General features: G+C 38.3%; 12 protein-coding genes and 1 riboswitch. Of the genes, 1 reads left to right on the forward strand and 11 read right to left on the reverse strand.

Going from position 1 to position 15229, the window contains the following annotated elements; translation table 11 throughout:
• Nucleotides 1-50: 50 nt before the first annotated feature.
• Nucleotides 51-155: riboswitch (SAM riboswitch) on the reverse strand.
• A gap of 73 nt (nt 156-228) precedes the next feature.
• From EL165_RS14920 to EL165_RS14930, 3 genes are all read right to left on the reverse strand, one after another.
• Nucleotides 229-3066, reverse strand: a complete 2838-nt coding sequence (locus EL165_RS14920; RefSeq protein ID WP_002983959.1) for an alpha-amylase family glycosyl hydrolase — start codon at nt 3064-3066, stop codon at nt 229-231.
• A 226-nt stretch (nt 3067-3292) separates the two neighbouring features.
• Entirely contained in the window at nt 3293-3577 is a 285-nt protein-coding gene (locus tag EL165_RS14925; protein WP_002983960.1) for a hypothetical protein, read from the reverse strand.
• Nucleotides 3578-3670: 93 nt separating this feature from the next.
• The gene (locus tag EL165_RS14930; protein ID WP_002983962.1) at nt 3671-5278 is read right to left on the reverse strand and encodes a fumarate hydratase; all 1608 of its coding nucleotides are present in this window, start codon (nt 5276-5278) and stop codon (nt 3671-3673) included.
• A gap of 222 nt (nt 5279-5500) precedes the next feature.
• Between EL165_RS14930 and fumC the strand changes: the two genes are divergently transcribed.
• A complete protein-coding gene (fumC, locus tag EL165_RS14935) occupies nt 5501-6895 on the forward strand; it encodes a class II fumarate hydratase (RefSeq protein ID WP_002983964.1) in 1395 nt (464 codons plus the stop codon).
• Between the two features lie 74 nt (nt 6896-6969).
• Here the strand turns inward: fumC and EL165_RS14940 are convergent, their stop codons facing one another.
• The 8 genes from EL165_RS14940 to porD form a co-directional block, all read right to left on the reverse strand.
• Nucleotides 6970-8010, reverse strand: coding sequence for a porin family protein (locus EL165_RS14940; protein WP_002983965.1), 1041 nt, complete (start codon nt 8008-8010; stop codon nt 6970-6972).
• Between the two features lie 28 nt (nt 8011-8038).
• Entirely contained in the window at nt 8039-8656 is a 618-nt protein-coding gene (locus tag EL165_RS14945; RefSeq protein ID WP_002983966.1) for a hypothetical protein, read from the reverse strand.
• Nucleotides 8643-9203, reverse strand: a complete 561-nt coding sequence (locus EL165_RS14950; RefSeq protein ID WP_002983968.1) for an RNA polymerase sigma factor — start codon at nt 9201-9203, stop codon at nt 8643-8645. The genes EL165_RS14945 and EL165_RS14950 overlap by 14 nt, the downstream gene beginning before the upstream one ends.
• A gap of 124 nt (nt 9204-9327) precedes the next feature.
• Nucleotides 9328-10266, reverse strand: coding sequence for a Dyp-type peroxidase (locus tag EL165_RS14955; protein WP_002983970.1), 939 nt, complete (start codon nt 10264-10266; stop codon nt 9328-9330).
• Between the two features lie 17 nt (nt 10267-10283).
• Nucleotides 10284-11000 (reverse strand): ABC transporter ATP-binding protein, encoded by a 717-nt coding sequence (locus EL165_RS14960; protein ID WP_002983972.1) that lies wholly within the window; start codon nt 10998-11000, stop codon nt 10284-10286.
• A 3-nt stretch (nt 11001-11003) separates the two neighbouring features.
• Nucleotides 11004-12470 carry a DUF5687 family protein gene (locus EL165_RS14965; RefSeq protein WP_002983974.1) on the reverse strand — a complete coding sequence of 489 codons (1467 nt, stop codon included), beginning with the start codon at nt 12468-12470 and terminating at the stop codon, nt 11004-11006.
• Nucleotides 12471-12541: 71 nt separating this feature from the next.
• On the reverse strand, nt 12542-14194 hold the full coding sequence (locus tag EL165_RS14970; RefSeq protein ID WP_002983975.1) for a DNA repair protein RecN: 1653 nt from the start codon (nt 14192-14194) through the stop codon (nt 12542-12544).
• A 127-nt stretch (nt 14195-14321) separates the two neighbouring features.
• Nucleotides 14322-15227, reverse strand: coding sequence for a type IX secretion system protein PorD (porD, locus tag EL165_RS14975; RefSeq protein ID WP_002983978.1), 906 nt, complete (start codon nt 15225-15227; stop codon nt 14322-14324).
• Nucleotides 15228-15229: the final 2 nt, after the last annotated feature.

The following is a 15229-nucleotide window of genomic DNA, read 5'->3' on the forward strand; positions in this document are numbered from 1 at the left end:
CGCAGATACATAAGACTTCAAGAAACGGGATTCATATAGAGTATTCATTTCACTTATCTTCCCCTCGGGTTGGAATTAGCACCTTCGCACTTCCGGAACCGTGCAGGTTGCTAAGGTTTCACCGGGCCAAATCCCTCCACCTTTCTTGATAAATCTACTGCAAAAGTAGACTATTTTTTTAAATGGACAAAAAAGGCAGATCTGCTGTCTGCAAATCTGCCTTTTAGTTTACTTAACAATCATTTTTTGAGTTGCTATTCCTGTGTCTGATTTCAGATGTACCAGGTAGGTCCCGGCTGGATAGTTCACTTTGACCTCATATGTGCCGTTTTCTTTATCCAGTTTGAATGAACTCAACCTTTTACCGGTCATATCAAAAATGGAAATTTCTCCGTTTTTCACTTTATTAAAAATTAATTTTGCCGTACCGTTTTGTACCGGATTATCCGCAATCTGAAGTGATAATTTGTTGCCTGCATTTATATCTGCTGCAGACAAAGCACCTGCATAATTTCCAAAGATTCTGAATTCTCCCGGCTGCAAAGTGATGGGAGCCGTTGTAGAAACCACATCCGAAATACTGTCATCCATCAGGTTCTGCCATTGGCCTGTATAAGGGAAATAAGGAACCACGTTTTGTGCGGAAGTTGTATAATTGGCCAATACCACAACATTTTTTATTCCTGTAGTAATAGATGTATCGTACAGGTAAATTCTGGTGATCAGCCCGTTGGGGTCATTCGTAAGGTTATTGGATTCTATGCTGTATGTTTTGGTTTTAAAAATCTGATGGGCATTTCTGATGGTAATGATTTTAGCCCAGGTATCATATACTGCTTTTCTGCTGGCATTGGTATCATATCCCAGCGTAAATGCAACAGGTTTCTCATCGGTTCTGCAGCCACTGCTGATACTACCGTCTGCACATCTGTTGATACTGAATTCATAGCCTAATTCTCCAAACTGCCAGATCATTTTCGGGCCGGGAATAGTAAAGAAAGTTGCACCGAAAGTTTTCATTCTGTCAAGAGCAGTATTCAGATTTTTAACATCATAACTTCCGTTTACTGCACCATAGGCAAGGTTTTTAAACATCAGCCTTTCTTCATCATGACTTTCTCCATAGCCTACAGCACTCATGTTGGTAAAACCGTGAAGGCTGTGGTTCATACGGTCATAATTACTGTTTTCCTTATATCCCATCGTATTCTGATTATAAGGATCTGTCTGTTTATTCCAAAGCAAAACGCCTTTTCCTTCGGCTATTCTGTAGTTGGCCCACTGCTGCTCTTCCGCATCTGTTCCCAAATGTTCAAAAATCATGTAGGAATTCGGATCGATTGCCCATTGCCTGTCTGCATAGTGTTTCATAATATCCACTCTGTCCTGCTGATAGGCATTGGTACAGGCTTCATCATTTTCAGAACAGCTCTGAGTGAATCCTTTGGTTAGATCCCAGCGGAATCCGTCTATGTGATATTCTGTCAGCCATTGCTGAAGGCATCTTTCAACGTAATATTGCGTTGAAGGACTTGTATGGTTAAAGTCATTGAATACATTATATGAATGTTTCGGAACCTGATTAAAGTAAGGATTGTCCGGAGCTACATTTCCATAACCGTCGCCATCCGGATCTATATTCCAAAGCCTTACCAAAGGGGAACGTCCCGTAGCGTGATTAAATGCAACATCAAGAATAACAGCAATTCCGTTCTGATGGCACAGGTCTACAAATTCTTTGAATTTTTCAGGAGTTCCATAAGCTTTGTCCAATGCATAATGGAAGGAAGTATTGTATCCCCATGAAAGGTTTCCGTCAAATTCCATGATGGGAAGCAATTCAATAGCATTGATTTTTAAATTCTTCAGATAAGAAATTTTATTGATCAATGACTGCCAGTTCTTTTCCTGTGTAAAGTCTCTTAATAATAATTCATAGACTACCAGGTTTTCTTTTGCCGGCCTTTGAAAGTTGGTCACCTGCCAGTTATAAGCTGTCTGCCCGGTTTTAAATGTTGAAACTTCAAAACCCTGCCCTGCCGGAAATGCAGGTAAGTTCGGGTAAGTGGCAGTTGAAATCCACTGATCATCATAAGAAGACAAGATTTGTGGTGAATAAGGGTCTGCTACTTTTCTCAGATCATTTGTCCTGTATTGAAAGGTATAAAGCTGCTGAGGAGTCAAACCAATCAATTCAATCCAGTACAGATCAGGATTGGTGGTATCTCTTTTCATTAAATAATTATCATTGACCATCCAGTTATTGAAACTTCCGATAACATGGACAAAACTTTTTCCTGGAGCATATAAGGCAAGCCCTGCTTTGGTCTGATCTGTCGGGTGATAATTGATTCCTTGTTTTATCCAGTTCGGTATTGCTTCAGAAACCACATTTCTCGGAACCTGGAGAATAAATGCGACACTTTTTGAACTGGATCCCTGTGTTGCTGTAAGCTCCATGCTTGCATCCTGAGTAACGGTATAACTGTAAGAATAGGATTGAGATGGTGTTGTGGTAGAGTTTACAACAGTTCCGTTGGCTTTTAACTGAAATGTTGCGTTGACATTGGTTGTAGCAGTAATATTGATGGAATTACCTGCCGGAACAGAGGTCAGGCTGTTTGCCAGAGGATTGGTAAGACTTAAGCTTAAAATCCCCACATTGACAAAAATGTCCGGCGAGGTCTGATGTGATCCTGTTTTATCTTTTAATAAAAACCCGAACCTGCCGATTCCTGTTCTACCAAAGAAGGCAGTTGGAGTAAAGGTAAGCGAATAGCTGTCCGTTGCTGCATTATAATTCAGCTTATTTAAATCATTGGAGTTGTTCCAGCTTCCATTGGTTGGACAATCCTGGCTGTTCTGATAATTGGTATCCAAAGACCAGGTCCATATGTAAATGGCATTATTGGAAACGCCCCAGGCAGATTCGTCAATCTGGTCTCCGGGAACTGTAAGCGTAATAGCATCTGTTTCATTAAACGGATTGGGTGAAATTGTATAACTGATCTGTCCAAAAACACACATGGCAATCAGCAGAAAAGCAACGGAATAAAATTTTCTCATGTCCTATTTTTTTATCGAATATAGGATTAATTTTTATTCATATTGCCTGTTTTTATTCAGTCGCTGGTAAATATTTCAGTTTTCGGGGAAAATAATCCAGAAAAATTCATGAGAAGCCTGGGAAATATCAAATAGAAAAACCGCTTAAAAATTAAGCGGTTCATATATGTTGTTTTGCTTTGATATTACTTTTTCAGAATTCAGGTGAAAAAGCAATGACAATCAATTAATGATGATGTCCGTGATCGTGAATGAAAGGTCCGTTCCCTTTAGGCTCGTTATAAATAACCTCTACACCTTCCTGCTCAGTAATAAGCTTTCTTCTGATGTCTTCAGGATCGAAAGGTTTTACTTTTCCGAAATACTCTTTCAAACCTTCAGTTAGCCACATTGGGATTACTAATCCGAAGAACATAAAAATACACCAGAATCCTACTAAGAACATAGTAATGAAGAAAACAGTCCATAGGAACTGGTAGAACGGCCAAAATGCTGATAAAATCGTTATCATTCTCTTAAAGATTTTAGGCAAAAATAGAACTTTTTTCCTTTTTACACAAAAGATCAGCGTTCTATTTTGTTATTTATTTTAATTTTAAACTAATTAATGGGCAAGATCTGCGAAGAAATCGTTGCCTTTATCATCAGTAATGATGAATGCTGGGAAGTCTTTTACTTCAATTTTTCTTACGGCTTCCATTCCTAATTCAGGGAAGTCTACAACATCTACAGATACAATATTGTCTTTGGCAAGGATGGCAGCTGGTCCTCCGATAGATCCAAGATAGAAACCTCCGTATTTGTTACATGCATTGGTAACATCTTTACTTCTGTTTCCTTTTGCCAGCATAATCATACTTCCGCCATGGCTCTGGAATTCATCTACATAAACATCCATTCTTCCTGCAGTTGTAGGTCCGAAGCTTCCTGAAGCCATTCCTTCCGGAGTTTTTGCAGGTCCTGCATAATAGATCGGGTGATTTTTGAAATAATCAGGCATTGGCTTACCATTGTCAATAATTTCTTTGATTTTTGCGTGAGCGATGTCTCTGGCCACGATCAATGTTCCGTTCAGCTTCAGTCTCGTTTTGATCGGGTATTTGGAAAGCTCTGCAAGAATTTCCGGCATTGGCTTATTCAGATTGATCTCAACAGCTTCTTCCAGATGCGGAGGTGTATCAGGCAAGAATCTTTTCGGATCCTGCTCCAATTGCTCAAGGAAAATTCCTTCTTTTGTTATTTTTCCTTTGATATTTCTGTCTGCAGAACATGAAACTCCCATTCCTACAGGACAAGATGCAGCGTGTCTCGGAAGTCTGATCACTCTTACGTCGTGAGTAAGGTATTTTCCTCCAAACTGAGCTCCGATGGCACTTTCCTGGCAGATTTTCTGAACTCTGGCTTCCCATTCAAGGTCTCTGAACGCCTGTCCGGCCTCGTTTCCTTCTGTCGGAAGATTATCGTAATATTTTGCTGACGCTTTTTTAACAGCCGCAAGGTTGGCTTCTGCTGAAGTACCTCCGATTACCAATGCTAAGTGGTATGGCGGGCAGGCAGCCGTTCCAAGGTCTGAAATCTTTTCTTTGATGAATTCTTCAAGAGATTTCTCGTTCAGTAAAGATTTTGTTTTCTGGTATAAGAATGTTTTGTTGGCTGAACCTCCCCCTTTTGTCAAAAATAAAAATTCGTAGTAATCTCCTTTTTTAGCATAGATATCAATCTGAGCCGGAAGGTTGGATCCGGAATTCTTTTCATCAAACATCGTTAAAGGAACGACCTGAGAATATCTTAAGTTTCTTTTCTGATAAGTATTGAAGATTCCTTTGCTAAGGTATTCGCCATCATCCACTCCCGTATATACATTTTCACCTTTCTTTCCCATTACAATCGCTGTACCTGTATCCTGGCATGAAGGAAGAGCTCCCTCAACCGCTACTGCAGCGTTCTGTAAAAGATTGTAAGCAACGAATCTGTCATTATCTGTAGCTTCAGGATCATCAATAATTCTTCTAAGGCTTTCCAGGTGTGAGGAACGAAGCATGAAAGAAACATCTGCCATGGCCTCTTCTGCCAATAATTCCAATCCTTTCGGATCTACTGTTAAAATTTCTCTGTCACCCAGTTTTTCAACCTTTACATAATCTGATGTAAGTTTTTTGTACACCGTATCATCTTTCTGAATAGGATACGGATCCTGATATCTAAAATCCATTCAATTTTTGTTTGTACAAAAATACACCTCCTTAAAAAAATATGAGTAAAATCAGTCACTTAAATTGATATTTATAATGATTATAAATTGTAGATTTCTGAGTTTATAAGTACCTTTATAGAAGCTAAGTAAATAAGGCAAAACATTATTTATTTCATTAAATATGAGTAATGTCAACAATTTTTTGGCTCAAAAATAAAGATCATACAAATTTCAACCACTATGAATTACAGAATAGAAAAAGACACCATGGGAGAAGTGCAGGTACCTGCAGATAAATTCTGGGGTGCACAGACAGAACGTTCCAGAAACAATTTCAAAATAGGACCTGAAGGCTCAATGCCGCATGAAATCATTGAAGCTTTTGCTTATCTTAAAAAAGCAGCCGCCTATGCCAATACCGATCTGGGAGTACTTCCTGCCGAAAAAAGGGATATGATAGCGAAAGTATGTGATGAAATACTGGAAGGAAAATTGAATGACCAGTTTCCTTTAGTGATCTGGCAGACAGGCTCGGGAACACAGTCAAATATGAATGTGAATGAGGTAATCTCCAACAGAGCTCATGTTAATAATGGAGGAAATTTGGGCGAAAAGTCTGAAATTCACCCGAATGACGATGTGAACAAATCTCAGTCTTCGAATGATACTTATCCTACAGCCATGCACATCGCTGCTTATACAAAAGTGGTGGAAGCAACAATTCCTGCAGTGGAAAAATTAAAGAATACGCTGGCTGAAAAATCGAAAGCTTTCAAAGATATTGTCAAAATCGGAAGAACCCACCTGATGGATGCTACTCCACTTACTCTCGGACAGGAATTTTCCGGATATGTGGCTCAGCTTGAATTCGGATTGAGAGCTTTAAAAAATACATTACCTCATCTTTCTGAGCTGGCATTAGGAGGAACTGCTGTAGGAACGGGTCTGAATACTCCTAACGGCTATGATGTAAAAGTAGCTGAATATATTGCTCAATTTACAAAACATCCTTTTGTTACAGCTGAAAATAAATTTGAAGCTCTTGCTGCTCACGATGCCATTGTTGAAAGCCACGGCGCATTAAAGCAGCTGGCTGTATCTCTGTTCAAAATTGCTCAGGATATTAGACTCATGGCTTCGGGACCGCGTTCAGGAATCGGGGAAATTCATATACCTGAAAATGAGCCGGGATCTTCTATTATGCCAGGAAAAGTAAATCCGACCCAGAATGAAGCAATGACCATGGTTTGCGCACAGGTTTTAGGAAATGATACTACCATTTCGTTTGCCGGAACTCAGGGGAATTACGAGCTGAATGTTTTCAAACCGGTAATGGCTTTTAATTTCTTACAGTCTGCCCAATTGATTGCTGATGCATGTATTTCTTTCAACGACCATTGTGCCGTAGGTATTGAGCCAAATCATGAGAGAATTAAGGAGCTTGTAGACAAATCTTTGATGCTTGTTACGGCTTTAAATACCCACATCGGATATGAAAACGCCGCTAAGATTGCTAAAACAGCCCATAAAAATGGTACGACATTAAAAGAGGAAGCCATCAATCTTGGTCTGTTAACTGCTGAACAGTTTGATGAATGGGTAAAACCTGAAGATATGGTAGGAAGCTTAAAATAATGATTATATAACTGATACTATGTAAACTCCGGAAGACTTGCTCCCGGAGTTTTTGTTTTGCAATCAAATATATTTTAATCCAATCCGATGGCTAAGCCGAATATCAGCGCTTTATCATTTTTAAAATAGCCGTCCTTAAAGAAATTGCTGAAATCTTTTTTTACAAATATGCTGAAGCTGTTATAAGAAAGAGTAAGCTGTGCCCCATACACAAAAGGATTAACCTGATAATTTCCTCGGTCTCTTCTTTCTCCGTCACCGTCTTTCACAATGTTATTCGTAGACATTTTCACTCCTCCATATACATTCGCTCCTATTTTAAATCCGGTATAGTAACTACGGTACTGGATATCCATACCTGCATTTTTGAGTTTTGAGAAGTTATACTGTACTCCAAGGGGAACGATAATATATCCCGTTCTCAGCTTACTTTTGTCCAGATTTTGATTAGCCTGAACCAAAGCTACTCCCTGGTTTGCGCTTTTTGCAAAGTACATATTATTATCTGTTCTGACGGTTCTCCAGGAAAACCCTAATCCTGAAGTAATCGCCCACGGGCTGGTTCTGCTAAGCTGATAATTCAGTTTCAGTCCAAATTCCAGATTATTTGCATATCCGATGTTCTTATCAAGCTCGTTATCCTGAGAACTGTTTGTCAGTGCCATGATTCCGTAAGAGAAATATCCCGTAAAGCTTCTGGTAGGACGGAATTTTTTCAACAGCTTTTCTTTAAGTTCTTCATTGGAAGTCACATCAGTATTCAGAAGGGAATATCTTACCTGCTTCTGAATCACATCATCCAGATCAAATCCCAGCTCTTCAATTCTTTTATCCATTTTCTCGGAATAGCGATCTGCAATCTGGGCTTTTTCTCTGTCGAATTCAGCCTTATCCAGGTTTCTGGCCTGCAACACCTTAAGTTCCTCTTCCATCAGCTTTTTTTCTTCCTGGATAATGGCATTGATCTTAGCGGCATATTCTTCCACTTTTTCTTTGACAATCGGGCTTACCTCAGTATCTTTTTTGGAAGACAGGTTAATATTGAAGGTCTTTTGTGCATGGAAAGATGCTGAAACAAAGCATAGTAATCCCATTACGATTAATTTCTTGATCATATTTATTAATTTTTAAATTTCGGATAAATTACCTGGCATTCAAGTCAATAGTAGTAGCAACATTGCTTCCATCCTTCGTTTTTTCGATAACGTCTTTATGCTCTACTGAAAATAGTAGCGTGGATGGGTCTACATATTTCTTCTTTTTAACCGGAGTTTTTAAAGAATCGGCTTTTGCCATGAGCTTAGGAGTGGAAATCTGGAGAATTTCCGGTTTCTTTGCAGGGACTGTTTCTTTAGGAATCAGTTTCTCTGATCCTATTGCCACAGCAGAAACTACTTCCTCTTTATCCTGAGCCTGAGCAGGTATTTTTTTTATGTCTTTTTTATCATTATTCTCAGCTGCCAGCGGAATGCTGTTCTGAACCGGATCTTTTATAATACTGTCAACAGGAGTTTTTTCTGTTTCCTTTACAATTTCAGGATGAATTTCCGCAGGCTGATTAAGAAAAAACAGAACAGTACCCAAACCAAAGGTTAATATTAAACATGCAGCTATTAAACCCCATTTCACTTGTAACCTTGGTGAACGATTACTGTTATTATGAAACTCTATTTCAGACCACAGATCACGGGACGGAGCGATCTCCCTTTCATCAATCTGCTTTTTGATCTGAAATTCAATATTATCTTTAAACGTTTTCATTTTTCACTTTTTTTTGTTGTTGAAAGTAGATCTTTCTTAATTTTTCTTTTGCCCTGAACAGTTGTGTTTTACTCACGGCAATTGAAATCTGCAAAGTATCGGCAATTTCCTGATGAGAATATCCTTCCAGTACGTACAGGTTAAAAACCATTCTGTAAGCATCAGGCAGCTGATCCAGAAGCTCTTGTGCATTAAAGTCACAGTCAATCTCCGTTTCGTGGATATCTTCATGAAAAGATTGGTTGATCTCATCCAGATAGAAAACTGTTTTATGACTTTTGATAAAATTAAGGCATTCATTGACCACAATTCTTCTTGCCCAGCTTTCCAGGTTCGACTCTCCTCTGAAGCTTTCTATATGCTTAAAAATTTTACAGAATGCTTTAATAAGGCAATCTTCCGCCTGGTACAAATCGCTTACATAGCTTTTGCTTACACTCAGAAATTTCTTTACATTCTGTTCATAGAAAATCTTCTGTGCAGCCGGGTCCTGTTTTTTCAGGAGGCTCAACAAATCATTCTTTTTATTTCCGAACAAGAGTTTCATGCTTATGCTGTTTCTATACTAAAGACAATGAAAACAAAAAAAGGTTACACGTTTTTAAAAAAAATTTTATTTGCTGTACTTAATTAAATAAGAAAGACTGCCCTGGAAGAGACAGCCTTGTATTTTATCCTGAGAATTCATCAAGCATATTTCTGGTAGGAACAAAGAAAAGCGTTCCGGTAACTGCTGTGCTGAAGTCTAAAATTCTGTCATAATTTCCCGGTGGGTTACCTATAAACATATTGGTCAGCATCTTTCTGGTAGTCGTAAACGTGCTTGCATAAGAAATAAAATAGGTCCCAAAGTCATTGGTAGAAGGGCTTCCGAAAGGCATATTGTCTCTGACAATTTTCAGCTCTTCTCCATTTTCACCTTCGATATTGGCTAAGGCAATGTGAGAGTTTGAAGGTTTTACATCATCAGACATCTCAATATCATTTTCTTTTGACCTTCCGATCACTTTTTCCTGCTCTTCTGTGGATAATCCTTTCCATGCGTCCATATTATGAAGGTATTTCTGTACGAAAAGATAGCTCCCGCCTTTATACTGAAGGTCTTCATCTCCGATTTTTGCAAAGTAATCCCGGTCGTCCCCATGCGGATTTTCCGTTCCGTCTACAAAACCAAGAATGGAGCGTGCATCCCAGTATTTGAATCCATGAATCTCCAGAATACTTTCACCTATCGAGCTTAGCAGTTTGGATATTTCCACAGCCATATCAAAGATCAGACTTTTGTTATCTGCTCTCAGGTGGAAATGAAGATCTCCGGGAGTGGAAACAGCAGTATGTTTTATTCCTTTTATTTCTTCAAAACTCACTAATTCCTTGGGAGGAGGTGTTGGAAGTTCCAGCTTTCTCCATGCTTCGGCCCCAATTCCCATCACACAGCTTGCCCTGCTGTCCGGAAAACGGTTAAAAACCGAATTATTAAGATTTAAAACCAAAGCGCACAGCCTTTGAAAAACATCCTTCAGCTGTGGACTGTCATTAAGTTTCCAGATCATGAAAATAGTATTGCTATTTGGATAATCTGTTACGTTCTGTGATTCTATCGTATTCATACCTTTTTTTTGTGGTATTAAATATCCGAAACTGAAACCTGATCTGCAAAATATTGCTCAAGATCTTTCAAGGTTTCCGGATTGGTCTGAATATCCTTAACCAAAAGACCTTTATTCACAACGACAATTCTGTTGCACACTTCCGTGGTGTGAGAAAGATCATGACTCGATATCAGGAAAGTAACTCCATCCTGCTTAGACAGTTCCTTGATAAGGTTTTTGAGCTTGATCTGCGTAGATGGATCCAGGTTGGCAAACGGTTCATCAAGAATAATAATCTCAGGATTTCCGATAATTGCCCCCACAATTCCTACTTTTTTCTGATTCCCTTTTGAAAGGTCACGGATATATTTGCCGGATTTAAGAATCTCCCCATTGAAAAAATCATGAAAAGGTTTCAGAAATTCATCTACAGATGCCTTATTCTCGCCTCTCAACTCTCCGATGAAGTAAAAATATTCTTCAGGAGTAAGGTAACCGATGAGGAATGTATCATCCACAAAGGCTGAAACTTTATTCTTCCACGCTTCGGATTCATTAACTTTAATACCATCGATACTTACATATCCTGTAGAAGCCTGAATCAAATCCAGCATCAGGCTGAAAAGCGTTGTTTTTCCCGCCCCGTTATTTCCTACAAGACCAAATGTTTCCCCATTTGGAATTTCAAGATGTTCGATATTAAGAACGGTTGCTGTTCCGTATGTTTTGGATAAATTATGGATATTGATCATGGCTTAACTTTTATTTTTAAATGCATCAAGGGTGCTGTATTTTTCTTTCTTATAATGTTTTACAATGATATCGAAGATTTTTTCTCTCAGGAAAAACCCGATAATTCCTATGACGGCAATACTTATTACGCCTCCTGTAATTCCCGAGAAATATTTTGTCACCGCAAATACGCCCATTGGAAGAAGCATTTTTGGAACCAGCAGAAGCATTGCCACGAGATTGAAACTTCCTTTTTGCCCCATTCTTTTTTCTTTTGAATTCAGATCAATCTGGGTTTTATTAAAGGCACCTGACCATAAGGTAAACTGGGAGTTCACTCCAATATTGTATAATCCGGCTGCAAAAAAGGTAATATAAACTTCCCAGCCAAAATACGCATAACAAAGAGCTATAATCACAGAAGCCGCTGTTACAATATTCATCAGCCACCATTTTGCTTTCAGATATTCTTTGTAAGGAACATTCAGAGTCATCATCAACGGATAATATGAACTGTCAAAAGCCGGTACTCTCTGCCCAAACAGAAACTGGAAGCCTCCTGTTACAAAAAGCCCCATAAACATCATCATTGCAGGAGTTTTGTAAAGTGAAGAGGTAAACATCAGTAATCCGTAGAACAGAAACATAAAGCTGCCCAGCAAAATGCCTTTGGTCACTTTATTACGTCTCAGCATTTTTATATCATTATTGATAAATGTACCGGTAACTCCATATTTATTTAAGAAAGCTATATTTTCTGTTTTTCCAATGGTTTTCTTCGCTTCAAGCCCCTGGTCAAGATAAAATTCGTTACGAAGGTAACGGAAACATATCCACCACAATATTATAAACAATACAACAGGGATCAAAGCAAAGTAAGGTTTTTCATAAAAGCTGAAGAATACAGACTCAGAATAAGACAAAACCGGAATAATATTGTAATATGCCAACGCTCCCACAATCAGGAAGCATACACCAATGATCACTGCAAGGGTCTCCTTACCGTTGAAGAAAATATTAATGAAATTATTCAGATAGAGCAATGAAATCACCCCTATAAGCCAGAGTAATATCCCGGGAATACTATATCCGTTGAATACAGCAATGATTGAAAATGTAATGAAGAACAAGGAACTCAACCAGCTGAATGCCGAAAGAAAAGTTTTAGCCAGCATATAATTGACCAATGTATTCTTCCGAATATTCAGGGTGAGGAACGGCTTAATATTCTGTGTAGGAATTTCCTGCCAGAGGTATTTGAGGGCAAGATCAATGATCCAGCCAACAATCAGAAATTTTGAAACCACTTTTAAAGGATTCTGGTGCATTTCCTCCTGCACATAGAAAAAAGCAATAAAAGCTCCTCCTACCAGACAGCCCATGAAATAAAGTATTCCGATAAACCGGAGTATTTTCATAGTCAGATTGATCCCTAAAGAAGTACCACGAAAGAAGCTTTTGATTTCAAGCCTAAGGAACTTTAGAAACATATGTTAGTTTTTTACATTAGTAAATATAATGTAAAATATGTTACAATTTTTTCAGGAAAAGTGTGATTTTATTATTGTCCGATAAGCTCTTTCGCCTGAGCTAAAGCAGCTTCCGTAATTTTACTTCCGGAAAGAAGCTGGGCAATCTCGTTCAGTTTTTCTTCGCTGTTCAAAGGAATAATTGTAGACTGTGTTCTGCCGGAAATATCCTGCTTTATGACTTTATAGTTGTCGTTTCCTTTGGCGGCAACCTGTGCAAGGTGGGAAATAACAATCAGCTGCATATCTTCAGACATTTCACGCATAAGATTTCCAATTTCTTCTGCTACTTTTCCTGACACTCCGGTGTCAATTTCGTCCAGAATCAAAGTTGGAAGTTCGTCGCTTTCTGCAATAATCTTCTTTACAGCAAGCATCACTCTTGATCTTTCTCCTCCTGAAATCGCTGTCTGGATTGGTTTTAAAGGGAAACCGGAATTGGCCTGAAACAACAGCTGGATATTTTCCTTTCCAAACTGATTGAATTCATCAGCATCCTGCAGTACAATATCCACCTTCGCTTTTTCAAGCCCTAATTTCTTAAGAAGATTTTCTGCTTTTTTGATGAAAACGGAAATGTTCTTATGCCTGTTCTTTGAAAGTTTTGAAGCAAGGCTCAGAAGTGTTTTTTCTTTCTGAGAAATATTTTCTTCTGTTTCTTCAATTTGTAACTCCAGATCTGAAGCTCCTTTCTGATCTCCTGCCAGCTGGTTTCGGATTTCTATCAGCTCATTCAGTTCTGAAACATTATGTTTAAGAAACAAAGCATTGATTTTATTGTTCAGATCGGTAAGGTATACGAGATTTTCGGGATTAATTTCTACTCTTTCTGCTGCATGTTCCAATTCGGAAATGATGTCTTTAAGCTCAACAAATGAGGTTTCCAGCCTTTCATCCAATTCTGCGAAACTGGCAGAAATACCAGAAATTTTTGAAAGCTTATTGGTAGCTTCATTAAAGAAAGACAGAATTCCTATTTCTTCCTGATGAAACCTGGACAGGATCTGCCCGAGATTTTCGGAGATCATACCGGCATTTTCCTGAACAGAAAGTTGATTTTGGATATCTTCATAATCCACATCATCCAGCTTCAGCTCTTCCAATTCGTTTAGTAAAAACTCTTTGTAATCACTTTCTTTGTTGGTTTCTGCAAGTTGGGTTTTCAGCTTTTTCAGCTGCAGCTTAAGATTTTGAAAATCAGAAAATTCCTGCTGATATTCTTCAATAAGCTTTTTATTTTCAGATAATCCGTCAATAATTTTAAACTGATATTCAGCGGTAAAAAGATTGGAAGTTTCAAACTGGGAATGGATATCGATCAGTTGAGAGGAAAGCTCTTTAAGGATATCCAATGTTACCGGAACATCATTAATGAATGCACGTGATTTCCCTGAAGGAAGAATCTCTCTTCGGATTATGGTCTGAAGCTCGTAGTCCAGATCGTTTTCTATAAAGAATTTTTTAAACTGATTGTTGAGTGAAAACTCAGTTTCCACCACGCTTTTTTCTTCAGTTTTAGCGATAGATTTTACATCCGCCCTCTCTCCTAAAATAAGCCGGAGAGCACCTAAAATAATAGATTTTCCAGCTCCTGTTTCTCCGGTAATAACCTGTAAACCATTTTTCAATGATACTTCAAGGGTATCAATCAGGGCAAAGTTTTTAATGTAAATTCTCGAAAGCATTGATAATCCGGGTTATAATCCAATTTCAGTTTGAAATGTAAAAATAAGTTTTTTTTTAATGAATTGAGAAAATGTTTTTTCACTACTCTCATTCATAATGCTGAGTATTTAACTTATCCGGAAACCTCTAGACTTTCCACTTATTCCATTTGTTATCTATATTCTTTGGAGAAAGGATGATCATTGTTTGTTTAAGATCATTGAGAATCAGACCTCCGTTATTTCCGGAATTGAAAATATTGAAGATTTCATCACTTTTGGTATCCATGAACAGGTTAAAGAAAAATGCCTGCTGAAAACTGTTCTCATACATTTTCAATTGCATCAGGGCATCAAAAATCACTTTTTTTCCAGGCGTCTGGTCCTGATTGAAAAGGTTATCCAGTCCTGCTCTGTGATAGGTATAAATGGTAGAACGCAGCTGACTCCAGTTAGGGTTCATGATTTCGTTAATCAAAATAGAACGGCTTCTGGGCTCGTTGATGGTATTCCAGCCCTCATAGTTTCTGTTTTGGGAATTCTGGGCAATCTGCTGTGCTTTTGCATACCATTGTGATCCTCCCATAGACTGGAAGCTGTCTGCATCCATCCCCAGAATCACATAAATATAGAAACTGATTACATCTGTAAGATTTTTTCCTGAAAATTGCCTTTCATTAAAAATAAGACTCTCATTTTCAATATATTCAAAAGCAAACCTCTGATCCTGAAGGTTCAGCAAAGGAGATTCATAGGTAGTATTATAAACAGGTCTTACCGCCTGAATAACGATAGTTCCTTTGAATTTATTAACATCTCTTTCCGAAATAACAATGGAAAAAGCACATTTTATTTTTTCAAAATTCTGAAGTTTTTTGCCTGTCCAGCTGGTATTATTGATAAAGTCCCTGAGACTCTTCTCCAATGCCTTATACGCCTGCTGATTACTTCCTCCCAACTGCTGGGAGTTTACCTGCACCGTTGCCAGCAACTCCTGGGAAAAACTTTGGGTGTATAGAAAAAACAGAAAAAATAAACTTATAATTTTTTTCATTG

Source organism: Chryseobacterium gleum (assembly GCF_900636535.1).
Lineage (GTDB): Bacteria > Bacteroidota > Bacteroidia > Flavobacteriales > Weeksellaceae > Chryseobacterium > Chryseobacterium gleum.

What these genes read in the sequence shown, in the direction of transcription:
- EL165_RS14920 (WP_002983959.1), bottom strand. Translation starts at nt 3,066, where the DNA reads ATGAGAAAATTTTATTCCGTTGCTTTTCTGCTGATTGCCATGTGTGTT.
- EL165_RS14925 (WP_002983960.1), bottom strand. Translation starts at nt 3,577, where the DNA reads ATGATAACGATTTTATCAGCATTTTGGCCGTTCTACCAGTTCCTATGG.
- EL165_RS14930 (WP_002983962.1), bottom strand. Translation starts at nt 5,278, where the DNA reads ATGGATTTTAGATATCAGGATCCGTATCCTATTCAGAAAGATGATACG.
- fumC (WP_002983964.1), top strand. Translation starts at nt 5,501, where the DNA reads ATGAATTACAGAATAGAAAAAGACACCATGGGAGAAGTGCAGGTACCT.
- EL165_RS14940 (WP_002983965.1), bottom strand. Translation starts at nt 8,010, where the DNA reads ATGATCAAGAAATTAATCGTAATGGGATTACTATGCTTTGTTTCAGCA.
- EL165_RS14945 (WP_002983966.1), bottom strand. Translation starts at nt 8,656, where the DNA reads ATGAAAACGTTTAAAGATAATATTGAATTTCAGATCAAAAAGCAGATT.
- EL165_RS14950 (WP_002983968.1), bottom strand. Translation starts at nt 9,203, where the DNA reads ATGAAACTCTTGTTCGGAAATAAAAAGAATGATTTGTTGAGCCTCCTG.
- EL165_RS14955 (WP_002983970.1), bottom strand. Translation starts at nt 10,266, where the DNA reads ATGAATACGATAGAATCACAGAACGTAACAGATTATCCAAATAGCAAT.
- EL165_RS14960 (WP_002983972.1), bottom strand. Translation starts at nt 11,000, where the DNA reads ATGATCAATATCCATAATTTATCCAAAACATACGGAACAGCAACCGTT.
- EL165_RS14965 (WP_002983974.1), bottom strand. Translation starts at nt 12,470, where the DNA reads ATGTTTCTAAAGTTCCTTAGGCTTGAAATCAAAAGCTTCTTTCGTGGT.
- EL165_RS14970 (WP_002983975.1), bottom strand. Translation starts at nt 14,194, where the DNA reads ATGCTTTCGAGAATTTACATTAAAAACTTTGCCCTGATTGATACCCTT.
- porD (WP_002983978.1), bottom strand. Translation starts at nt 15,227, where the DNA reads ATGAAAAAAATTATAAGTTTATTTTTTCTGTTTTTTCTATACACCCAA.